Here is a 23,195-nt window from a genome sequence, read left to right on the forward strand (position 1 = left end):
AAAAAGCGAGGCAAATGGGTGCAGGCAAAGGCATTTTTTCATACAATAGGCGCACCTCGATATAGGTGTGAATAATGAGTAATACAACCCCTGATTTTCAAGCAGACGATTTTTTATTAGACCATTACGTCGGCAACACGCCGTTAGTGCGTTTACAGCGTCTGGCAAGTCATACTCAAGCAACAGTATTAGCCAAGTTAGAAGGCAATAACCCAGCGGGTTCGGTCAAAGATCGCCCTGCATATAACATGATTATGCAAGCGGAAAAGCGTGGTCAGATTAAACCGGGTGATACGTTGATTGAAGCGACGAGCGGAAATACAGGGATTGCTTTAGCTATGGTTGCAGCAATGCGTGGCTATAAAATGACCTTGATCATGCCTGCAAGTTCTAGCCAAGAGCGTAAAGATGCCATGCGTGCCTACGGTGCTGAACTGATCGAATCTGAAAACATGGAAGAAGCACGTGATCTTGCCCTTCAAATGGAAAAAGACGGCAAAGGTTTAGTCCTAAACCAGTTTGGTAACCCGGACAATGTGGAAGCACATTACCTCACTACGGGGCCTGAGATTTGGAAACAAACAGGCGGTAAAATTACACATTTCGTCAGCTCAATGGGAACCACTGGGACCATTATGGGGATTTCGAAATATTTAAAAGAACAAAATCCGGATATTCAAATTGTTGGTTTACAACCGTCTGAAGGTTCAAACATTGCCGGTATTCGCCGTTGGCCACAAGAATATCTTCCTACGATTTTTGACCCTTCACGTGTTGATCGCATTATGGATATTCCGCAAATTGAAGCGGAAAAAACAGCTCGTCGTTTAGCACGTACAGAAGGTATCAGTGCAGGTACCTCATCGGGTGGTGCGGTATGGGCTTCAGTTAAATTGGCTGAAGAAAATCCGGATGCCGTGATTGTTTGCATCGTATGTGACCGTGGTGACCGATACTTGTCTACTGGTCTATTCTCTGTTGTTGATCCTGAATAATTACAGTGGCCGATTGGCACTGGTGAGTACTTATGCGTTTACCTGTTTTAATTTTTGATATCGAAACACTGACAGATTTGAAGTCAGGTGCGCATTTGTATGGACTGGATCTGCCTGAGGTGGATCTAGATGCTGCGCTGACTAAACTGCGTCGCCAAGAGGCGGGCACGGATTTTCAGCGTTTGGCCTTGCATGAAATTGTCTGTATCTCTGGACTATGGATTGATGAAAAGGGCATGAAGTTGTTTTCATTTAGCCGTGAAGACAATAGCGAAGCTGAAATTTTAAAAAAATTCGTTTCTATTTTTGAAAAGCGTCATCCGACCTTGGTCAGTTGGAACGGTTCACAGTTTGATTTGCCTGTGATTTTGTTCCGTGCCATGTATCACGGACTATCTGCACCAAGTTTGTTCGATCAGGGCGAGATTGATACGCAAAAGCGCTATAATAACTACCAGAATCGTTATCATCATCGTCATGTAGATTTGATGGATGTCATGGCCATGTTCCATGGTCGTCATTTTCAAAAGCTCGACGATGCAGCACATTTACTCGGTTTCCCCGGTAAACGTGGTGATGGTGGCTACCATGTGCCTGAATATGTGCGTGAACAACAGTGGATGGAACTGACCAGCTACTGTGAAGGTGATGTGCTCAATACATGGTTGATTTATTTACGCTGGCTGTTGCTGAAAGGACAGTTATTGTTAAATGATCATCAGCACCTGATTCAAAGCACGATTCAATATTTACAAACTCAGCCGCAACACGCTGATTTTTTATCGGTATGGCAGCAAACCTCGCAACGTACCGAATTCACCCAATCTGATTTCCCATCTTCCACACATTAGGTACGCATGAAACACAAAGCCAAACCCCAAAAAGCCCAACAACCCATTTATACATTTCAGGTTGAATCGCTTTCACATGAGGGGCGAGGCATAGCGCACTTTGGCACGCATCCAGATCATCCTGCAGAAAAACACGGTAAGAAAGTCTTTATCCGTTATGCCTTGCCGGGTGAAACAGTGCGTGCGCGTATTACCAATGTCGTTAAGCGTCTTGAAGAAGCAGACAGTCTTGAATTACTGAGTGAAGAGTCTGCTTTACGGGTAAAACCGGCCTGCCCACATTATGGGGTCTGTGGTGGTTGTAGCATGCAGCATATCCATCCAGATGAGCAAATTCGTTTAAAACAAGACGTTTTACAATCACATTTGCAACATTTTGCCGGCATTCAGCCTGATCAATGGTTAGCTCCTTTACGTTCATTGCGTGAAGATTACCGTCGCAAAGCACGTATTGGCGTGCGTTACCTACCTGCAAAAGATAAGCTCGTGGTTGGCTTTCGTGAGAGCCAGTCAAATAAACTGACTTCGATTGACCGTTGTATGGTGTTGGATCGTGAGTTTGGCTCCATCACCACACTCAAACAACTGTTACAAGGTCTGCAAGGTAAAGCAGATATTGGGCATATGGAACTGGCCATGGGAGATCAAGAAATTGCCCTCCTGATTCGTCATACGGCGGAACTTTGCGCGGAAGATGTCAACCAATTAGTAAAATTTGCGTTACATAAAGAGTGGCAACTGTACTTACAACCTGAAGGGCCAGACAGCTTACATCGCGTGGATCATCCCGATGCACCGATGCGTCTGCACTATGGTCTAAGTGACTTTGCTGTGGAATTTGGCTTTAATCCTCAGGACTTCACGCAAGTGAATTCCACGATTAATCCGCAAATGGTGAAACTGGCATGTGAATTGCTTCAGTTACAACAGGGTGAGCGAGTTCTAGATCTGTTTTGTGGCTTAGGAAACTTTTCTTTACCACTTGCTCAATGTGTGGGTTCAACGGGTCAAGTCGTTGCAGTTGAAGGGAGTGAAGAAATGGTTCAGCGTGGTGCAGAAAATGCACAAAACAATGGCCTTTCGCAACTGAAATTTTATTCACAAGATTTAACAAAAGATTTTTCGCATCATTCTTGGGCAAAACAAGGATTTGATGCATTATTGATAGACCCACCACGTTCTGGTGCAGAAGAAATAATGCGTTATGTGCCCAAATTTGGTGCAAAAAGAATCGTTTATGTGTCATGTAATCCTGCAACACTAGCACGCGATGCTGGAATGCTGGTACAACAAGGCTACCGTTTGAAAAAAGCGGGTGTCATGGACATGTTTACCCATACAGGGCATGTCGAATCGATTGCTTTGTTCGAAAAAGAAAATCAGATAAACGATCAAAAGTTATGAAGCGTAGAAAACTAGGAGTAGGGTATGGTCACAGTACGTGAACAATTACCTGGACGTCTCAATGAGTTGTCACAGGAAACGACTGTAGAACATGCCGAGCAAGCACAGCATGATCTAGCTGAATGGCTAGAGCGCGTGAGTGGCATGTTTGACGGGGCTCCTCTAAAGCAACTCGAAGAAGTTGCACATCTGACCTTGCAGAATGAACTTGAAACAACGGTCAACCATCGCTCGAATACCTTTTATACGGGTATTGAAATGGCGGATATTCTTGCTCATCTGTATGCGGATGAAGATACGTTATCAGCAGCCATGCTGTATCGAAGTGTTCGTGAAGGCGTAACCAGTTTAGAAGAAGTCCAAAGCAAATTTGGCGATCAAGTGCATGCTTTGGTCAAAGGCACGCTTGCTATGGGTAAGTTGTCTGATCTGATTGAGCAAAATAAACGTCTAGAAGATCATTTTAATAATAACCAACGTGAACATTTGACCGGCATTTATAAAATGCTGATTTCGGTGACCGAAGATGTTCGTGTTGTATTAATCAAACTTTCTGAACGTACTTATGCATTACGTGAGCTAGCGCATTCAACCAAAGAACGTCAAGAGCGTGTCGCACGAGAAATTTTAACCATTTACTCGCCGCTCGCGCACCGTTTAGGGATTGCACAGCTTAAGTGGGAGCTTGAAGATCTTGCTTTCCGTTATCTTGCACCTGAACGCTATAAAGAAATTGCCTCTTTACTGAATGAAAAACGTTTAGAGCGTGAACAATATATTCAGTTCGTGACAGAAAAGTTGCGTAAAGAACTATTAGATCATGGCATTGAGGCCGAGATTAATGGTCGGGTGAAACACATTTATTCGATTTATCGAAAAATGAAGAGTAAGAACCTGAGCTTTGATCAGCTTTATGACATTCGAGCAGTTCGCGTTTTGGTGGATAATGTACCTGAGTGTTATCACACACTGGGGATCGTTCATCAGATTTGGCGTCATATTCCGCATCAGTTCGATGATTATATTACCAACCCGAAAGCCAATGGTTATCGCTCACTGCACACGGCCGTGATTGCAGAGAACAAATCTTTAGAAGTGCAAATTCGTACGCATAATATGCACGAAGAAGCTGAGCTCGGGGTGTGTTCGCACTTTAACTATAAAGAAGGTTCTAAAACCACAGATTATTCATTTAATCATCGCTTACATTCTTTACGTGCAGTGCTTGAACATTATCAAGAACGAAATGATGCTAGCGCCCATAAAGAAGATGAGGCTTCTGAAAACTTCGAACAAATCCAAGAGTTTGAAGATTTTGAGAAAATCTATGTGTTCAGTCGTGATGGTGATATCAAAGAATTACCACGCGGTTCGACCGTGCTTGACTTTGCCTATCATGTGCATACTGAAGTGGGCAACAAGTGCTATGCAGCACGGGTGAACCAACGTTATGTACCTTTAACCTATACCCTCAAAACTGGGGAACAGGTCGAGATTTTAACCAAGAAAGATCGTGAGCCTAACCGAGATTGGTTGGTAAACTCGCTGGGTTATATCAAGACGGCTCGTGCACGTGATAAGTTGCGTCATTGGTTCCGTCAGCAAGACCGTAGTAAAAACTTGGAAGTGGGACGTGAGATTCTGAATAAAGAATTATCACGTTTGGCGATTCACCCGAAAAGTATCGATTTGAATGATTACTGCAATCATTTTAATGTGAAATTGGGTGAAGATATATTGATTGGCTTGGTGAGTGGTGACATTAGCTTGCATGCTTTAATCAATCAGGTTAACCGTCATATGCACCTCGATCAGGATGAGCCTGAACTGGTGTTAAAACCAACCTTGAACCCACGTGCAAGTCATACGCTTTCGGCGCATGGTATTTTGATTGATGGTTTGGACAATGTAGAACTACACATTGCTCAGTGTTGTCAGCCTGTGCATGGTGAATCGATTGCTGGTTATATCACCCTGAATCGTGGCGTAAGTATCCATAAGGTCGCATGTCCGGATTATATCCGTATGATTGGGCAAGAGCCTGAACGTGCGGTTGAAGCGGATTGGGAAATGCAGCCAACTCGTGGTCAAAGTGTGCAAATCGTGGTGGAAGCTTATGACCGTCGTGGTTTGCTTAAAGATCTGACTCAAGTGATTTTCTCAGACCAAATCAATATTCGTCAGGTGAATACCATTTCCGAGAGTGATGGTATTGCCAATATGAAGCTATTGATTGAAGTGAAAGGCTTGGCGCAGTTGTCGAAACTGTTGGCACGTCTAGAGCAACAACCAGGCATTATTAGCGCACGTCGATTGGTACAAGGTAGCTAAAAATAAAGCTGTATAAAAAAACCCGCTGCGTGCGGGTTTTTTATATTTTGGCATTTATATTATTTCATGGGGAAATATAACTAAATCTATGATATTTCATACGGTCAACATATATTCTGTAAAAAAAAAATCGTCAATGCTATAATCCGCACCATTCTGAAATATATGTTTTAAAGGCTAAGGAAATACAGCGCATGGTGCTTATGAATATGTCTCGGCTGGTGATGAGCCGGGCCGATGAGGTATTTCCTGCCTTAGAGCAAATTCCTGCAATGCAGCGTCGCCGTTTGTCATTGGTGGCGAAGCTGGCTTTAAACTCGGCTATGCAGGTTTTGGCAAAACAGCGCGTTGACTATATTGTATGGGTTTCGCAGTATGGTGATGAAACCAAGACCCTGAAAATTTTAGAAGATGTGCTGCATGAGCAAACACCATCGCCGACGCAGTTTTCAACTTCTGTACATAACGCTGTATCCGGTCTGTATTCGATCTTATGCAAAGACGCTACTCCTTCAACCAGTTTAGCTGGTTCTTGGAATGATGCATTGATTGAAGCCTATGCTTGGCTCAAGACGATGCCCGAAGCCAGCCGCGCGTTGGTGGTGTATTATGATGAAGCCTTACCTGAACTGTATGCTGAACATCAGCCCTTTACTGCTTTTGCTATGAGCGCATTGGTTTCACTGCAACCTGAAAATTTAAAGCTGGATCTTTCTCACCATTCGGACATACAGACGTATTTTCAGCAGGCATTACAATTTTATCATTTCTGGCAAGATGACAGTCAATTTGAAAGCGCTGCGTGGACAAAATGCTGAACTTAAAAAATATCAAGAAAAAAGCCAATTATGTCTGGCGTGTCGGTGCGACAGGCTTTAGTTTTGCCAGCTTTGGAGCAGGTGGAGCAGCGATAGGTGGCCTTGTTGCGCCTTTGGTGAAACTCAGTACCCAAGATGAAGCCTTACGCATACAGCGCACGCAAAAAGTCATTAAGCACAGCTTTAAAGGCTTTACTGAAATGATGGTTAAGCTAGGCATTATGACCTATGAAGTTGAAGGGCTGGAAAAACTGCAGCACAGTCAGCAGGAGTTGGTGATTGCCAATCATCCGACACTGATTGACGTTGTGATATTAATTGGTTTAATGGAACAGGCAAATTGCGTGGTCAAACAGACGCTGTGGTCTAACCCATTTACCAAAGGCCCTGTGCAGAGTGCGGGCTATATTCTAAATGCAGGTTCAGAACAATTTATTCAGGATTGCGTGAACAAACTGCAGCAGGATAAAGCGGCATCATTACTGATTTTCCCAGAAGGGACACGGACTGAAAAAGATAAGCAGCTGAATGACTTTCAGCGCGGCGCTGCCAATATTGCCTTGCGCGCAGGTGTGCTGATTCGGCCAGTACTGATTACATGTACACCTTCGACCCTGACCAAAAATGAAAAGTGGTATCACATCCCAGAACAGCCTTTTCATATTCACGTGAAAGTTTTGGATGCGATCCAAGTGGAAGACGTATTGGATGATGTAACGGTCAATCCAAAAAATGTACGTCAATTAAATCAACAATTACAGTGGTTTTTTAACCAAGAGTTATCCTTAAATGAACAATCTTGCTGATGAATTGAAGCAAATGATTATTGATGTGCTTGCCCTAGAAGACATCACCATTGCAGACATTGAAACAGAAGCGCCTTTATTTGGCGACGGTCTGGGTTTGGATTCAATTGATGCATTGGAGCTGGGCTTGGCATTGAAAAAGCGTTACGGCATTCATTTAAATGCAGAGTCTGCAGAAACCAAAGAACACTTTAAATCAATTCAAAGCTTAGTGGCTTTAGTTGAAGCTCAGAAAACAGCATAAGAGGTTGCTATGCTTGCACAAGAAACCGTTTTAGAAAAATTGCGCGAATGGATGGACGAATTGTTTGAAATCGCGCCTGAAGATGTACAGCTTGAGTCCAATCTGGCAACAGATTTGGATGTAGACAGCATCGATGCGATTGATTTGGTCGTAAAGATTAAAGAATTAACCGGTAAGCAAGTAAATCCGGAAGATTTTAAAAATGTCCGCACCGTACAGGACGTTGTAGCCGTCATTCAGAATATGTCAGCTGAATGAATGCAGTTTTTAAAGGGATAGCAGTAATCGGATTGATTCTCTATCCTTTTTTTGTCGGCTATGGTTTGGCAAAAGGCCACTATGCATGGGTGAGTGTGCTGCTGATTGCACTGGGCATGATGCGCATGTTCAGCAAGGGCAATGCTTTGCTGTGGCCTTTGACCGGCTTTGCTATACTCTGCGGTGGGCTAAGCTTGATACTTAAAGATCATGCGTGGCTAAAACTGTACCCAGTCTGCATGAATGTGGGTGCTTTGATTATTTTCAGTATGACCTTAATCAAACCGCCATCCATGATTGAGCGCTTTGCGCGGTTAGCTGAGCCAGACTTACCGCCAGAAGGCGTGCATTGGACACGTCAAGTCACCAAAGTGTGGTGCGGATTTTTTGCTATCAATGCGCTGATTGCATTATGGACGGTGTATTTTGTGTCAATGAAGATTTGGGTGCTGTATAACGGTTTTATTTCCTATATGTTGATGGGTATTTTATTGCTCGGAGAGTACCTGCTGCGCAAACGCCAGCAGCGATTGCATCAGGCGCAAAAATAGCGTCATTTTCATTTTTTTAATTTAGAAAATAATCACGGTTTAGAAATAACATTTATGTCTTGTCATTTTCAGCACCATCTGCATTCATCCCGAACTTTATGTATTCAGTCTGATCTACGTGAAATTTCATTTCAGGATTTTTGGCAGGATGTTGCGCTGCAGGCAGCTCAGATCCGCATGTCATCTGAACCTGTTTGGGCGCTGTGGGAACAAGACAGCTATGAGTTTTTGGTGCTGCTATTTGCTGCTTTGCAGGCAAAAAAACAGGTATTGCTGCCGCCAAACCGTGTCAGTGACTTAGAAAAAGAATTGGCTGCCGAGCAGATCTATTTTCTAAAACGTAGTAAAAGCTCAGATAAAAAGCATCAAGAAACTTTTGAATTTGATGACGCCTTTTTAAATCAGGCGCAGGTGTATTTTTATACATCAGGCTCTACAGGCCAACCGAAAAAAATTCCTCGCACCTTACAGCAGCTGTTTAATGAAGTTTGCGGCCTAGATGCTAGCTTTACTTTGCCCGAACAGGCCATCGCAATTGCAACAGTCAGTCATCAGCATATATATGGCTTACTATTTAAACTGCTGTGGCCTTTGGCGAGCGGGCGCAGCTTTTATCAAAAGCAATTGGCCTTTCCTGAAGATGTGGCCGATATTCAAAAGAAAATTGCGCATTTACAGCTGCCAAACTATGTGATTTCCAGCCCAGCCTTGCTCAAGCGCTGGACCAAGGATGTGCTGTTGCAAGACTGTATTACGGTGTATTCCTCTGGCGGCAAGCTGGATGCGGGTGTCCGCCCATATTTGAACAGTCCCATTACAGAAGTGTTTGGCAGTTCTGAAACAGGCGGAATTGCGCATCGTCAGCAGGATGATGCCTTATGGACTCCTTTTGCCAATGTTGATATTCAGGCTCAGGAACAGCAAGAATTGGCAGTCAAAACCAATCATGCATTTAGTACAGACTGGATTTTGACGGGTGATAAAGTCGAACTGACAGAAATGGCGAACCCTAAGAGCCCATTTCGATTGCTGGGCCGTTTAGACCGAATTGTGAAACTGGAAGAAAAGCGTTTAAGCCTCGATGCCATTGAGCTGAAAATTGCAGATTTAAATGCTGTACAGCAATGCCACGTTTTGGTGTATGAAAAAGAGCACCGTCAAATTTTAGCCGCGGTGGCTGTGCTGACGGATGAAGCGCGTCAGCATCTGCAGGAAATGGGCAAAGCGGCATTCGTAGCGCAGCTAAAAAAACAATTAAGTGAAAAGCTGGAAAGCATTGCCATTCCGCGGCAATGGCGCTTCTTGTCCCTGATGCCGCAAAATGCACAATCAAAACTCAATAAGCAGTATTTAAAGTCTTTGTTTCAGCCAATGCAGCTGCCTGTAATTTTGACACAGCAGATACACGATGAGCAGCTTAATTTAGCGCTGGAATTCAGTCCTGAGTTAGAATGCTTTAAAGGACATTTTCCGAATTTTCCAATTTATCCAGGCGTTGGTCAAATTGGCTTCATTCAGCATTTTGCAAAGCAGCATTGGGCGGATTTGCAATGGTGCAATGGTTTTGAGCAGTTAAAATTTCAGGACTTGATTCGTCCTTATCAATGTGTGGATTTATCCTTGATGCGAAAGGCGCACAAAGTCAGTTTTGAACTGAAACAACACGATAAAACATTGGCTTCTGGGCGGCTGCTGTTTGCTGTTTCAGCGGTGGAAGAATAAGCCGAGGGTATAAGAATGCAGCATTGCTTTGTAATTCCAGTTTACAACCATCCGCATTATTTGGCGGCCTTAACTACGCATCTAAACGTTTTTCAGTTGCCTATTATTATGGTGAATGATGGCAGTGATGCTGAATGTACAGCGGTGCTGCGGTCATTGGCTGCAGATAATCCTTTACTGGATTTGGTTGAGCATGAAGTCAATCAAGGCAAGGGCGGGGCGGTTATGACGGGGCTGCAGCATGCATATAAGCAGGGCTATAGTCACGCCTTGCAATTAGACTCGGATGGTCAGCATGACTGGAATGATATTCAGCACTTTTTAGATGCCTCGACGCAGCATCCAGAAGCGATGGTGATTGGTCTGCCTGTATTTGATGAATCTGTGCCGAAAAAACGCTTATATGGCCGTTATGCCACGCACATTTGGGTGTGGATTAACAGCCTATCCTTTGAAATTAAAGACAGTATGTGCGGTTTTCGAGTTTATCCGCTGGCGCAGACAGTAAAAGTACTGAATAGCGCTAAATTTCAGCCCCGTATGGGCTTTGACTCAGAAATTTTGGTGCGCTTGAAATGGGAAAATGTACATTTTGTGAATGTGCCGACGCGGGTCATCTATCCTGAAGACGGTATTTCGCATTTTAATGTTTGGCGAGATAATTTAGGGATGGCTCGCGCGCATAGCCGGTTATTGGGCGGCATGCTGCTGCGTTTACCCAAATTGCTGTATTACAAAGTGAAAGGCTAAGCGTGTCAGAGCAAAACGTGTCAGAACAAAAGACTCCCAAATGGAGCAGCATCAAAGAGCGTGGCGGCATGTTGCCACTGATGCTGATGCTCGGCTTTTACCGATTGGGTGGACGCTGGCTGTGCAGATTGGTGCTGTATTTTGTGATTATGTGGTATTGGCTGTTTTCAAACACAGCACGCCAAGCTTCTTTACTGTATTTAAAAAAGCTGCATTATTTTGCAGGCAGTCAATCACCTTTTGCGTCTGAGCCGCATATGGGGCAGACCTATACGCATCTCATGCAGTTTGGCGAATGCATTTTAGATAAAATTGAAGGCTGGCTGGGCAATGTGGCCGAGCAAGAACTGCAGCTGCATGGGCATGAACATTTCCGTGCGCATTACCAAAAAGGCGCAGTGATTGTGGTGTCGCATTTTGGCAATATCGAGCTGCTGCGAGCAGTGAAATCTGAGCATCCGCAAAAAATTAATGTGCTGGTCTATCAAAAGCACGCGACAAAATTTAATGAATTTTTAAAGAAGCTGAATGAGCATGCCGATGTGAATTTGGTTTCGGTAGATGAGTTGGGTATTGAAACCGCATTGATTTTGCAAGATAAGCTGGATCAAGGTGAGTGGGTGATTGTGGCTGCCGACCGTGTACCTGTGCAGTCTGGCCGTGTCCAGCCTGTTGAGTTTTTAGGGGAACAGGCGCTGTGGCCGCAAGGCGCGTGGATTTTGGCAAGTTTATTGAAAGCGCCCGTTTTGGCGGTGTTTTGCTATCGGGTGCAAGCGCATTTTGAAGTGCATATTCATAAAGTGGCCGATCAGCTGAACTGGCCGCGTAAAGAGCGCATGCAAGCCATGCAGCAGACCACTCGGCAATATGTGCAGCTGCTGGAAAAGCATTGCATGCGTGCGCCGTATCAATGGTTTAATTTTTATAATTTTTGGAATAAAGGATAAGTCTTGTGTTAACGATTGGGGAATTCGCTCTCAGCATTGAAGATATTGTGGCTGTTGCGCGTAAAGAACATCAAGTAGCACTGCCTGCTTCAGATGAGTGGAATGCATTGATTCAGCGCGGCGCAGATTTTCTCGATCAGTTATTGCAGGATGAAGGCGTTATTTATGGCGTAACCACAGGCTATGGCGATTCTTGCCTTGTGGAAATTCCACCGCATCAAGTGAATGAATTGCCTTTGCATTTGTCACGCTTTCATGGCTGCGGTATGGGCCAAAATTTGGATTTAATCACCGCGCGTGCAGTGGTTGCCGTACGGTTATGTTCGCTGGCACGTGGCTATTCAGGTGTATCGCATGCCTTGCTGCAGCGTTTGGCGTGGATGCTGAATGAAGATGTGATTCCCGTCATTCCATCGGAAGGTTCTGTCGGCGCTAGCGGTGATTTAACCCCATTGTCTTATATTGCGGGTGCTTTGGTCGGTGAGCGTGATGTGTATTATCAAGGCAAGATTGTACCCATTGCAGAGGTATATGCTGAAAAAGGCATGCAGCCTTTAGTGATGCGCCCTAAAGAAGGTTTGGCGTTGATGAATGGCACGGCAGTGATGACGGCTATTGCCTGCTTGAATTATAAAAAAGCAGAACAGATAGCCTTGACCAGCACCATGGTGACAGCATTGAATGTCTTGGCGCTGGAAGGTAATCCAAGCCATTTTGATGAGGTCTTATTTGCGCAAAAGCCGCATCCAGGCCAGCAGCAGATTGCTGCGCAACTGCGTGTTTGGCTGAACAGCCAAGTGCAGACAGAGCACCAAAGTTCACGTCTGCAGGACCGTTACTCACTGCGCTGTGCACCGCATATTATTGGCGTATTTGAAGACTCAAAAGTGTGGCTGCGCCAGTTTATTGAAAATGAATTAAATTCCAGCAATGACAATCCATTGATTGATCCTGTGAATTTGCGTGTACTGCATGGCGGACATTTCTATGGCGGTCATATTGCGCAGGCCATGGACAGTTTAAAAATCATGATTGCCAATATTGCAGACTTGATGGACCGCCAGCTCGCGCAATTGGTCGATTACAAAATGAATAACGGCCTGCCGCGCAACTTGACGGGTTCAAGCCCAGAACGCATGCCGTTGAATCATGGATTTAAAGCCGTGCAAATTGGGGTGTCGGCATGGACAGCAGAAGCACTGAAACAGACTTTGTCAGCATCAATTTTTTCTCGTTCAACTGAATGTCATAATCAAGATAAAGTCAGTATGGGAACCATTGCAGCGCGTGATGCGAGTCGTGTGATTGCGCTGACTGAACAGGTAATGGCGGCATTGAGCTGTGCTGCTGTGCAGGCGGTTCAATTGAAAGGTTTAGATACAGAACTCAGTCCAGTATTAACAGCATTTCAACAGTGGGTGCTTCAAAGCTTCAACTATGTGGAGGAAGATCGCCCTTTACAAAACGAGCTGCAGGCGCTGGTCAACCGTTTTGAAAATTTAGAACTTTTGAACAGCATTGCTGTATAAGCCAAGGATAAAGCGATGCATGCAGATGTGATTATTGATGTGCCTTTTCATGATGTGGACACAATGAATGTGGTTTGGCATGGGCATTATTTAAAATATTTTGAAATTGCCCGCTGTAAGCTGCTGGATCAGTTTCATTATAACTATACGCAAATGCGTGATTCAGGCTATGTATGGCCTGTAATTGAAAGCCATGTGCGCTACGTGCAGGGCATCGAATTTGAACAAAAAATCCGTGTACGCGCAATTTTAAAAGAATGGGAAAACCGTCTGAAAATTGAGTATCAGATTTTTGATGCAATTTCGGGCAGACGCCTCACTAAAGGTTATACCACGCAAGTGGCAGTGAAGATTGCAACACGTGAAATGTGTTATCAGTCGCCTCAAATTTTATTGGACTGTTTAAATGTATGGTCTGAATTTAAAGCGGAGTAGTAGGATGAATATTCGATCTCCTATTTTAAAAGCAGTATTGCCGCTGTGTTTGATTACAGCTTCTGCTCTGATGACATCTGCAGGTCATGCGCAGAATACCGAATTGAAGCAGGTCTTTTCGCAATTGGCGGCAACGCCAGTGGTACGCGCCAATTTTGAACAGCAGAAAAAATTGGCTTCGCTGAATAAAACCTATGTTTCGAAAGGCGAAGTGCTGTTCAGTAAAAATCAGGGCGTGCTTTGGCAAATTCAAAGTCCTGTGAAAGCAGATCTAATCGTGACGCCGCGTAAGCTGGTGCAAAAAACGCAGCGCACTTCAAGCCAAATTGCAGTTGATAAAACGCCTTATGGTTCTGTTGCGACTATGTTTTTACAGCTGATGTCTGGTAATGAAACTGCACTGGCGAAAAACTTTAATGTGGTTTCAGCCAATTATACTCCTGCACAGTGGAATGTGGTGCTGACACCAAAGAGCAGTTTATTTAAAAAACTGTTTGTCCGTGTTGATGCTCAAGGTCAGCGTTATGTGAACCGCATTGTGATTCAGGAACAGGCCAATAACAGCACGGTCATCCGATTTAGTCAGCAAAGCGCTCAACCTCAAACTTTAACGGCTGCGGAAAATGCGCTTTTCCAATTGGCAAAATAAATTTACAGCCATTTGGCTGGTCATACTCTGTGTCATTGCGGTCGTTTTAGCTGCGGCATGGCTGAACAATGGCATTAAAATTCAGACCAATATTTTTGCCTTGCTGCCAGAAACACATCAAGATGCGAATCTGGAGCGTGCGCAAAACTATGTCAGCAATCAGCTGAATGACAAAGTCTTTGTAGTGCTGGATGCTCAAAATGATCAGCAGCTGGATCAAGCCACAAAACTACTGAAAACGCAGGCCAATCAAAGCCAACTATTTCAGCCTATGCGTCCTCAGCTGGACTATGACAAATTTGCCAAACTGCTGTATCAGCACAAGGCAGGGCTATTAACCCAGAGCGATCGTGAACTGCTGCAGCACAAAGATTATGCCACCTTAGCAGAGCAAGGCTTATTGCAATTGATGAGTCCGGGTATGCCGGTCACGGCGGAAATGCTGCAAAGTGATCCGCTGTTGCTGTTTCCACGTTATGCGATGGGGCTTAGCGCGTTACAGAACAATTCAGATATTAGCCTAGAACAAGGCTTTGCCACCAAGCGCGATGAACAGGGCATTTCCAGATTGGTGGTGCTGCAGCTTAAGAACAGTCCTTACAGCATTGCCTATCAAGAACAGACCGATGCTTTTATTCAGCAGATGAATCAGCATCTGCGCCAATTGCAGGTTAAACCGCATTGGACAGGAACACTGCTGTTTGCGCAATTTGGTACAAACTCTGCAAAAGAAGAAATTTCGACGATTGGTGTCGGTTCAACCCTCGGCATTCTGCTTTTGGTGTGGTTTGGCTTCCGCTCTATCCGCCCCATGCTGACAGAAATGGTCGCGGTGGGCACAGGCAGCTTGGTCGCATTTGCTGTTACCTACAGTATTTTTGGCGAAATTCATTTAATGACTTTGGTTTTTGGTGCCAGTTTGATTGGCGTCTGTGTGGATTTTTCATTTTACTTTATGGCCATGCAGTCGCAGCACCGTCAAATTGATGGTTTTGCCGTCTTAAAGCCATTATTGCCGAGCTTGTTTGTGGGGCTGATGACCACGCTGCTGGCTTATGTGGTACTGAGCTTTACGCCATTTCCGGGCTTTAAGCAGATCGCTGTGTTCTCTATGGTCGGTCTAAGCGCCGCATGGATTACCAGTATTTTACTGCTGCCGCGCTTGCCTGCTTTAAATGCCGAACCTGCGATTCGTGTGCTGAGTTTTATTGGCCATTCGCGCAACTACATTCAAGCGCGCAATCGCTTACGCTATATCTTGATGGCGCTGATAGTTGCAGTGACTGGCAGCAGTTTACTGTTCTTAAAAAGCAATGATGATATCCGTAACTTGCAAAGTATGGATCAACGCTTAAAGCAGGAAGATCAGTATGTGCGTGAACGATTTATGCAGCAGCAGGGCAGTGATTATTTTGTAGTACAAGGCAAAACATCTGCAGAATTAGAGCGCAATGAACAGTACTTACTGGATCAGCTGTCTGTGTTGCAGCAGGCTGGAAAATTAGATGCGCTACAGGCACTGGGGCAGTGGGTGCCGCCTCTGGCGCAGCAAAAGCAGAATGTAGCTATGCTTCAAGCCATTCCAAAGCAGGCATTGCGTGATTATGCACAGGTGCTGCAACTGAATGAGTCTGACGTTTTGAATTGGCAGGTAAACTTGAAGCATCAGCCGCTGCTGAGTGATGCTGTGTTTCAAGATCATCCGCTGCATTTTTTACAGATGAGTTCTACCCAGCGTTTAGTCATGCTGCAAAATGTGCATGATGTGGCAGCTTTGCAAAAATTAAGCAATCACAACGTGCAGCTGCTACGGCCAGTTAATCAGCTGTCTGAGCTATTTCAGCAGCATCGTATGCAAGCACAGTGGCTGCTGCTGAGTGCTTTGGCAATTTTAGCCATTGGCTTAGGGCTGCTATATGGGAAAAAATCCATCCTGCCGCTGGTGCTTCCCGTGACCATGGCGTTGATGACAACCTTTGCCATACAGGCTTGGTTAGGCGTAGAAATTAATTTGTTCAGCATTATGGGCACCTTCCTGATTATTGGCATTGGCGTGGACTATGCGATTTTCTATCGTCATGGGCATGACCATCCGCAAGTGGTCGGCATGGCGCTGTTTCTATGCATGATGTCGACTTTCTTTGGGTTTGGACTTCTGTCCTTTAGCCATACCTATGCCATTCACAGCTTTGGCTTGACGGTGCTGCTCGGGGTCATTTTTTCATTTATTTATGCAACATTGTTTACATCTTCCGATGCAGAGCATGTTGTGGTTCAGCAATATCAGCCAAAGCTGAGTAAAAAGGTAATAGTGCAATGAGCACACTACAGCACACAGATGTTTTAATTATTGGCGCAGGGCCTTCGGGTAGTTCGGCAGCAGCCTTACTGCGTCAAAAAGGCTATCAAGTGACGGTGATCGAAAAACAATATTTTCCGCGCTTTTCAATTGGGGAATCTCTACTGCCGCAGTCTATGGTATTTCTAGAAGAAGCTGGCCTGCTGGAGACGGTGCGTGAGCATGTCGAAGAATATGCATTTCAATTTAAAAACGGCGCAGCTTTCCTAAAAGGCCCGCAGCGCAGTTTCTATGATTTTACTCAAAAATTCAGTGAAGGCCCGGGCACTACTTGGCAAGTACGCCGTGCCAATTTTGACCATTTGCTGGCGCAGCAGGCAGGCAAAATGGGTGCAGACATCCGCTTTGGTCATGAAGTGACAGCTGTAGATGTAGAAAGCGCGCATCCTATTTTAACGGTGAAAGATGAACAAGGTCAGCCTTATCAAATTCAAGGCAAGTTTCTTCTGGATGCCAGCGGCTTTGGCCGAATTTTGCCTAAATTTTTAGATTTAGAAAGCCCATCAGATTTCCCAGTTCGTCGCGCCGTATTTACGCATATTGAAGACGGTATTTTGGATGATCTAGAATTTGACCGTGAAAAAATCTTGATTGCGGTGCACGAAAAAGATCATCGTGCATGGTATTGGCTGATTCCTTTTGCCGATGGACGTTCATCGTTTGGTGTAGTTGCAGAACAAGACTTTTTTGAAAAATACGGTTATGACGGTAGTCCCGATTATGATTTAGAGGCATTGCAAAAACGCATTTTGGCGGATGATGTGAGTTTATCTAAGGTGCTGCGCAATGCGAAGCATGATACGCCAGTCCGTACATTGGTTGGCTATTCTGCCAATGTTAAACAGCTGGCTTCACATAATTATGCATTGCTCGGCAACGCGGGCGAGTTTTTAGATCCTGTATTCTCTTCAGGGGTGACTATTGCGCTGAAATCTTCTAGCTTGGCCATTCCTTTGGTTGATAAAGTATTGCAAGGTCAGTCTGTGGACTGGATGGTGCAGTATGAAAAACCGCTGCGCAAAGGTATTCAAGTGTTCCGCGCCTATGTGGAATCTTGGTATACAGGCGAATTTCAAGATGTGGTATTTTCCAAGAAGCAAGATGAAAAAATCCGCCGTATGATAGCCTCGCTTTTGGCAGGCTATGCGTGGGATGAAACAAATCCGATTCACCGTAATGCCAAGCAGCGTTTGAGCACATTGGCGGAATATTGCCGCGAAGCGCAAATGCGGGAAACCATGACAGATGGCACTTAATTTAAATGCTAAAATCACTGCTTTAGTTTTGGCTGGCGCTGTTTTGTGCAGCGGCTGTCAAAGCTTGGCGCCTAAAATTCTGCCTAAGGCGCAAGGCTTGTCTGCGCCGCAATGGACCGCGCAAAGCTATCAGCGCCAAGATCAAATTGAAGTGCAATGGAAAGAACATGGCTTCAGTTTTTTGCTGTATCAGCAGCAAAGCGGTCAGCAGCTGGACATGCTGGCGCTGAGCCTGACTGGGCAGCAGCTGTTTAAACTTAGTTTTGATGGGCAGCAGGTTCGTGTGGAACAGCGTATAGATGCCATGAAATACTTGTCCTTTGACTACGTGGTGCGGGATATTCTGTACGCAACCTATCCACAGTTCATGGCATTACATGCAGGGCAAACGGCTGTGACGCAAAAAGACGGTGTGGTATATATCAATCAGCAGCCCGTATTAAACATTCAGCCGCTAGAAGGAGCGGTTGAACTGAATAACCTGCAAGTACCGTATCAAATGGTAATCAGCGCGGTGAGCAATACTTTGGAAGATGATCGAGGCGAGAGTGACCAATAACAATATCATGCGCCATTCTGCTGTGGGGATACAGTTCAGCGCGGCTTTGTCTGCTTTGGGGGAAAATGCCAGTGAATTGAAAAATGCACTGTGCACTGCAGACAATACATTAACGCAGCGTCAAGATTTAATTGCAGAGCGCACGGTTTGGGTGGGGGCTTCTGCTGCATCCTTAGAACAAAACATACCTGAATATTTACAGCCTGCAGATTCGCGTAATTTACGATTTGCTTTAACCGCTTTGCGGCAAATAGAGGCGGATATTCGCGTCTATACCGCGCAATTTGCAAAGCAGCGCCTTGCGGTTATTGTCGGGACATCTACGTCAGGCATCGCAGATAATGAAACTGTGTTGAAAGTGCATTTTCAGCAATTGTCTAATGAGTCAGTGCAGCATCAGAAACAGGAAATGGGCTGCATAGCCAAATCACTGCAGCAGTACTTGGGCTGGGAAGGCCCTGCATATACTATTTCAACAGCATGCTCTTCGGCAGCCAAAGCCATGGCTGCAGGGCAGCGCCTGCTAAATACCGATTTGGCCGATGCTGTATTGGTTGGCGGTGTAGATACACTGTGCAAGTTAACTTTAAATGGCTTTGATAGCCTAGAAAGCCTGTCCAGCAGTATATGCCAGCCTTGTGGTGCGCAGCGTGACGGCATCAATATTGGTGAAGCGGCGGCGTTATTTTTATTGTCCAAAGACTCGGCTCCAGTGATGCTGTTGTCAAGTGGTGAATCTATGGATGCATGGCATATTTCTGCGCCGCATCCAGAAGGACAAGGTGCGGCAGAAGCTATGCAAAAAGCCTTGAATAGTGCAGGCTTGAAAGCCAGCGACATTGGCTATTTAAACTTGCACGGTACATCCACTCCGCAAAATGATGCGATGGAAATTAAAGCGGTGCAGACTGTTTTTGCAGATTATCCAGTTGCACTGAGCAGCACCAAGCATAAAACGGGTCACTGCCTAGGCGCGGCAGGCGCGATTGAAGCTTTTATTTGCCAGCAGGTGCTGTTAGATCAGTCTTGGCTGCCTTTGCATCACGCAGGTGAATTAGATCCAGCTTTAGCCCAGCAGAATTATGTTTTGGACAGCCATGCAGCGCAGCCGATGCATTATGTTATGAGCAACTCCTTTGCTTTTGGCGGCAGCAATATCAGTTTAATTTTAGGAACCGTTTTGCCATGATGGATGCCGTACAGTTTATTCCGCATGAAAAACCCATGGTTTTTGTGGATCATCTGATTCAAGCCAATGATCAGTTTGCGATTGCGGAATTACAGATTCGACCTGAGCTGATGTTTTGCGAAGCCGAAGGTTTGCCGACATGGAGCAGCATTGAATTAATGGCGCAAACCATCAGTGCCTATGCGGGGCATAAAGGGCAAACTAAAGGCTTGCCGCCTAAAGTCGGCTTTTTATTGGGTACGCGTAAAATGCAGTTGCCATGTCCATATTTCGCTTTGGGCAGTACCGTGTGTATTCGAGTTGAGCAGAGTTATCTGCACGAAGGTCTAGGCCAGTTTAATTGTGAAATTGAATATCAAGAACATCGCTTTAGCGCCATGCTGAGTGTATTTGAACCAGAAAATATGAATGACGCGATTGGGAAATGAACGTGAGCAGAAGAATTTTAGTAACAGGATCCAGCCGCGGTATAGGTAAGGCAATTGCTTTAGAATTGGCAAAAGCTGGTTTTGATATCACTGTGCATGCGCGTTCTCGTCAGCAGGAAGCGGAGCAGGTAGCGCAAGAAATTCAGACTATGGGACAAAGCAGTCATGTGCTGATGTTTGATGTAAACGACCGTGAAAATATAGCCTCAATTTTAGAACAGGATATGGCTGAGTATGGCGCGTTTTATGGTGTAGTGCTGAATGCAGGCTTAACCCGTGATGGCGCTTTTCCAGCCTTGACCGATGATGATTGGGATGAGGTGGTATCGACCTCACTGAATGGTTTTTACAATGTGCTTAAGCCATTGATGATGCCGATGATCCGATTGAAAAAAGGCGGGCGTATTGTCACATTATCCTCAGTTTCTGGTGTGATGGGCAACCGCGGACAAGTCAATTACAGTGCTGCCAAAGCAGGCTTAATTGGTGCAACCAAAGCGCTGGCGCTGGAATTAGCAAAACGGAAAATTACCGTTAACTGCGTGGCGCCCGGTTTAATTGAAACCGAAATGGTGACAGATGAAGTCAAAGAACATGCGCTAAAAATGATTCCAATGCAGCGCATGGGGCAAGTGGATGAAGTGGCAAAAACGGTTAAGTTTTTATGTAGTGATGATGCCAGCTATATTACCCGCCAAGTGATTTCGGTAAATGGAGGACTGATTTGATGAAACGTGTAGTCGTTACAGGCATGTCAGGCATCACTTCATTGGGTGAAACCGCAGATCAAATTTTTGAACAATTTGCAGCAGGTAAAAGCGGCATCCGCTACATGCCCGATTGGGAAGTCTATGGTGATCTGCGCAGCAAGCTTGGCGGTCCTGTAGAGAGCTTTACCGTTCCCAAGCATTTTAACCGTAAGGTGACCCGTGGCATGGGCCGTGTAGCATTAATGTCTGTAGTCTGCGCAGAAAAAGCGCTGGAAGATGCTGGCCTGCTCAACCATAAGATTCTGCAAAGCGGTGAAGCTGGCGTGGCCTTTGGTTCATCTGCCGGCAGTGTTGATGCGGTCGGTGAGTTTGGCGCCATGCTGCTGGACAATAATATGAACAAGCTGAATGCGACGACCTATATCCGGATGATGTCACATACCAGCGCGGTCAACATGACGGTATATTTTGGTTTGAAAGGCCAAACATTTCCAACGTCCAGCGCCTGTACTTCAGGTTCCATGGCGATTGGTCAGGCATACGAAGCCATTAAATACGGTAAGCAGACAGTGATGATTGCAGGCGGAGCAGAAGAGTTGAGCGCTGCAGGTTCTGCGGTGTTTGATGTGCTGCTGGCGACCAGTACGCAAAATGACAGCCCAGAAAAAACACCGCGTCCCTTTGATGCAAAGCGTGATGGCTTGGTGGTGGGCGAGGGTGCAGGCTGTCTGATTTTAGAAGAATATGAACATGCCAAAGCGCGCGGAGCGAACATTTATGCAGAAATTATTGGTTATGGAACCAATACCGATGGTCAGCATGTAACACGTCCAGATTCTGAGATGATGGGACGCTGCATGCAGCTTGCACTGAAAGATGCGCAGGTAGATGTCTCGGAAATTGACTATGTGAACGCGCATGGTACATCGACCGATCAAGGTGATGTCGCTGAAACTCAAGCGACAGCCCGCATATTAGGCAAGAAGCCGATCAGCTCATTAAAGAGTTATTTTGGGCATACGCTAGGTGCTTGCGGCGCGATTGAAGCCTGGCTGAGTATTGAAATGATGCAACGTAAACAGCTGGTGCCGACTTTAAATTTAGAACAGCTTGACAGTGCCTGCGGCGATTTGGATTATATAGTCAATGAAATGCGTTCAGCAGAAACGCACATGCTGATGAGCAACAATTTTGCATTTGGAGGGATTAATACCTCCTTGATATTTAAACAGGTTTAATTTAAAAAAGAGGGAAAAATAATGATATTGAAAAATATCTGTGCTGCAGCTGTATTGATGGCAGGGGCAATGACCGTTGTGCATGCAGCAGATGCCATGCATGATTTTAATTTCAAAGAAGCTGTTGATCGTGCAGTTGCTGACGGTACGCTAGATGGTTCTGTGAAATTTTATCTGGCAGGGACAAAATCTGGCGGTAAAGTCATTGAAAAAGGTTTAGTCACCAATAAAAAAACCAACGGTTTTGCCAAATCTGCAGAAAGCTCATGTGATCATGTACTGCGTTCTGCATTGATTCAATTCCAAAATACCGCTAAAGCCAAAGGCGCGAATGCAGTAACTAACTTGGTGAGTTTCTACAAGTCAAATGAAACTCGCAGCACCTCCACATATCAATGCGCGAAAGGAACTGCGATTGCAGGCGTAGCGCTGAAAGGTGATATCGTTAAATTTTAAGTGATTGCTGTATTTTAAACATAAACATCAAGCTGAGCAGGGCATGAATAAGCCAAGAACCATTCAAGTGCTACAAATGCCATTGCTCAACTTGCGCCTTTAACGCGCGATGAATTTTCTGATATGCGCGCTTATCAGGCCTATAAAAAAACAGCAAATTTATCAGCAGCGCAATTTACATCTTTCAGACGCCATGCAGCGGCCCATGCAAGACACAGATTTTTTAAAGACTGAATTTGGTAAACCTTATTTAGCCCAAACAGCAGCGCTCGCCTTTAATCATTCGGATAGCCAGCAGCATTATGCTTTGGCAATCAGCAGTCATAATCATGATATAGGCGTAGACGTGGAAGACTTAGCGCGCAAAGTGTGTTTCGAGGCATAGACTTGTCATGACTTTCATCCCAATGAGTTGGTGAACTTGGGGCAGGCAGACTCCTGATGAATACTGGTTTAAAGTGTGGACGATCATGGGAGCTGTACTAAGCGCTTGTGGACTAGGTATCCGCATGAGTTTAAATGTGTTTGATACGCAGGCGTATCCTTCGCACAATGGCGAGATATACTGTCATGCGAAAATAGGTTCATTTGCTTATTAATACTATTGTTCCCGAACATGATGTTGACCGAATCATGGCGATCAAAGTAGTCTTACAAATAGTTTACATTTCCTGAAATTCAAATTTTTTAGCATGAATAGAATTCTGCAT

General features: G+C 45.0%; 24 protein-coding genes. All 24 read left to right on the forward strand.

Annotated features, from left to right (window positions below; genetic code table 11):
• Positions 1 to 74 precede the first annotated feature (74 nt).
• Positions 75 to 995 carry a cysteine synthase CysM gene (cysM, locus tag LXF01_RS02705; RefSeq protein ID WP_078191278.1) on the forward strand — a complete coding sequence of 307 codons (921 nt, stop codon included), beginning with the start codon at positions 75 to 77 and terminating at the stop codon, positions 993 to 995.
• A 32-nt stretch (positions 996 to 1,027) separates the two neighbouring features.
• Complete coding sequence (locus tag LXF01_RS02710) at positions 1,028 to 1,846, forward strand: 3'-5' exonuclease (RefSeq protein WP_180004601.1); 819 nt, start codon at positions 1,028 to 1,030, stop codon at positions 1,844 to 1,846.
• 6 nt (positions 1,847 to 1,852) lie between these two features.
• Positions 1,853 to 3,250: a 23S rRNA (uracil(1939)-C(5))-methyltransferase RlmD gene (rlmD, locus tag LXF01_RS02715; protein ID WP_180102845.1), complete on the forward strand. Its 1,398-nt coding sequence runs from the start codon at positions 1,853 to 1,855 to the stop codon at positions 3,248 to 3,250.
• 24 nt (positions 3,251 to 3,274) lie between these two features.
• Positions 3,275 to 5,581 (forward strand): RelA/SpoT family protein, encoded by a 2,307-nt coding sequence (locus LXF01_RS02720; protein ID WP_078194183.1) that lies wholly within the window; start codon positions 3,275 to 3,277, stop codon positions 5,579 to 5,581.
• A gap of 194 nt (positions 5,582 to 5,775) precedes the next feature.
• Positions 5,776 to 6,399 (forward strand): beta-ketoacyl synthase chain length factor, encoded by a 624-nt coding sequence (locus LXF01_RS02725; protein ID WP_111885454.1) that lies wholly within the window; start codon positions 5,776 to 5,778, stop codon positions 6,397 to 6,399.
• A complete protein-coding gene (locus LXF01_RS02730; protein WP_180177121.1) occupies positions 6,393 to 7,205 on the forward strand; it encodes a lysophospholipid acyltransferase family protein in 813 nt (270 codons plus the stop codon). The genes LXF01_RS02725 and LXF01_RS02730 overlap by 7 nt, the downstream gene beginning before the upstream one ends.
• Positions 7,189 to 7,449: a phosphopantetheine-binding protein gene (locus LXF01_RS02735; protein ID WP_086178413.1), complete on the forward strand. Its 261-nt coding sequence runs from the start codon at positions 7,189 to 7,191 to the stop codon at positions 7,447 to 7,449. The genes LXF01_RS02730 and LXF01_RS02735 overlap by 17 nt, the downstream gene beginning before the upstream one ends.
• A 9-nt stretch (positions 7,450 to 7,458) precedes the next feature.
• Entirely contained in the window at positions 7,459 to 7,707 is a 249-nt protein-coding gene (locus tag LXF01_RS02740; protein WP_111885456.1) for an acyl carrier protein, read from the forward strand.
• Positions 7,704 to 8,258 carry a septation protein IspZ gene (locus LXF01_RS02745; protein ID WP_180177120.1) on the forward strand — a complete coding sequence of 185 codons (555 nt, stop codon included), beginning with the start codon at positions 7,704 to 7,706 and terminating at the stop codon, positions 8,256 to 8,258. Before LXF01_RS02740 ends, LXF01_RS02745 begins: the two co-directional genes overlap by 4 nt.
• A 54-nt stretch (positions 8,259 to 8,312) precedes the next feature.
• Entirely contained in the window at positions 8,313 to 9,980 is a 1,668-nt protein-coding gene (locus tag LXF01_RS02750) for an AMP-binding protein (RefSeq protein WP_233944988.1), read from the forward strand.
• A 15-nt stretch (positions 9,981 to 9,995) separates the two neighbouring features.
• Entirely contained in the window at positions 9,996 to 10,730 is a 735-nt protein-coding gene (locus LXF01_RS02755) for a glycosyltransferase family 2 protein (protein ID WP_180177118.1), read from the forward strand.
• A gap of 68 nt (positions 10,731 to 10,798) precedes the next feature.
• Complete coding sequence (locus tag LXF01_RS02760) at positions 10,799 to 11,677, forward strand: LpxL/LpxP family acyltransferase (protein WP_218954599.1); 879 nt, start codon at positions 10,799 to 10,801, stop codon at positions 11,675 to 11,677.
• A gap of 5 nt (positions 11,678 to 11,682) precedes the next feature.
• Positions 11,683 to 13,206 carry an HAL/PAL/TAL family ammonia-lyase gene (locus LXF01_RS02765; protein ID WP_180177116.1) on the forward strand — a complete coding sequence of 508 codons (1,524 nt, stop codon included), beginning with the start codon at positions 11,683 to 11,685 and terminating at the stop codon, positions 13,204 to 13,206.
• A 15-nt stretch (positions 13,207 to 13,221) separates the two neighbouring features.
• Positions 13,222 to 13,641 carry an acyl-CoA thioesterase gene (locus LXF01_RS02770; protein WP_180134499.1) on the forward strand — a complete coding sequence of 140 codons (420 nt, stop codon included), beginning with the start codon at positions 13,222 to 13,224 and terminating at the stop codon, positions 13,639 to 13,641.
• A gap of 70 nt (positions 13,642 to 13,711) precedes the next feature.
• A complete protein-coding gene (locus LXF01_RS02775) occupies positions 13,712 to 14,290 on the forward strand; it encodes an outer membrane lipoprotein carrier protein LolA (RefSeq protein WP_233945415.1) in 579 nt (192 codons plus the stop codon).
• Entirely contained in the window at positions 14,265 to 16,610 is a 2,346-nt protein-coding gene (locus LXF01_RS02780) for an MMPL family transporter (protein ID WP_180177114.1), read from the forward strand. Before LXF01_RS02775 ends, LXF01_RS02780 begins: the two co-directional genes overlap by 26 nt.
• Complete coding sequence (locus LXF01_RS02785; RefSeq protein ID WP_180177113.1) at positions 16,607 to 17,905, forward strand: NAD(P)/FAD-dependent oxidoreductase; 1,299 nt, start codon at positions 16,607 to 16,609, stop codon at positions 17,903 to 17,905. Before LXF01_RS02780 ends, LXF01_RS02785 begins: the two co-directional genes overlap by 4 nt.
• Positions 17,895 to 18,464 carry a DUF3261 domain-containing protein gene (locus LXF01_RS02790; protein ID WP_180177112.1) on the forward strand — a complete coding sequence of 190 codons (570 nt, stop codon included), beginning with the start codon at positions 17,895 to 17,897 and terminating at the stop codon, positions 18,462 to 18,464. The genes LXF01_RS02785 and LXF01_RS02790 overlap by 11 nt, the downstream gene beginning before the upstream one ends.
• Positions 18,465 to 18,471: 7 nt before the next feature.
• The gene (locus LXF01_RS02795; RefSeq protein ID WP_373685128.1) at positions 18,472 to 19,653 is read left to right on the forward strand and encodes a beta-ketoacyl-[acyl-carrier-protein] synthase family protein; all 1,182 of its coding nucleotides are present in this window, start codon (positions 18,472 to 18,474) and stop codon (positions 19,651 to 19,653) included.
• Positions 19,650 to 20,081: an ApeP family dehydratase gene (locus tag LXF01_RS02800; RefSeq protein WP_233944989.1), complete on the forward strand. Its 432-nt coding sequence runs from the start codon at positions 19,650 to 19,652 to the stop codon at positions 20,079 to 20,081. The genes LXF01_RS02795 and LXF01_RS02800 overlap by 4 nt, the downstream gene beginning before the upstream one ends.
• A 2-nt stretch (positions 20,082 to 20,083) precedes the next feature.
• On the forward strand, positions 20,084 to 20,809 hold the full coding sequence (locus LXF01_RS02805) for a 3-ketoacyl-ACP reductase FabG2 (protein ID WP_180177109.1): 726 nt from the start codon (positions 20,084 to 20,086) through the stop codon (positions 20,807 to 20,809).
• On the forward strand, positions 20,809 to 22,029 hold the full coding sequence (locus tag LXF01_RS02810; protein WP_180177108.1) for a beta-ketoacyl-ACP synthase: 1,221 nt from the start codon (positions 20,809 to 20,811) through the stop codon (positions 22,027 to 22,029). The genes LXF01_RS02805 and LXF01_RS02810 overlap by 1 nt, the downstream gene beginning before the upstream one ends.
• 21 nt (positions 22,030 to 22,050) lie before the next feature.
• Complete coding sequence (locus LXF01_RS02815) at positions 22,051 to 22,485, forward strand: excinuclease (RefSeq protein ID WP_180177107.1); 435 nt, start codon at positions 22,051 to 22,053, stop codon at positions 22,483 to 22,485.
• Positions 22,486 to 22,690: 205 nt separating this feature from the next.
• Complete coding sequence (locus LXF01_RS02820) at positions 22,691 to 22,870, forward strand: hypothetical protein (RefSeq protein WP_233944990.1); 180 nt, start codon at positions 22,691 to 22,693, stop codon at positions 22,868 to 22,870.
• Positions 22,871 to 23,195 lie beyond the last annotated feature (325 nt).

The organism is Acinetobacter sp. SH20PTE14 (assembly GCF_021391555.1).
GTDB classification, from domain to species: domain Bacteria; phylum Pseudomonadota; class Gammaproteobacteria; order Pseudomonadales; family Moraxellaceae; genus Acinetobacter; species Acinetobacter amyesii.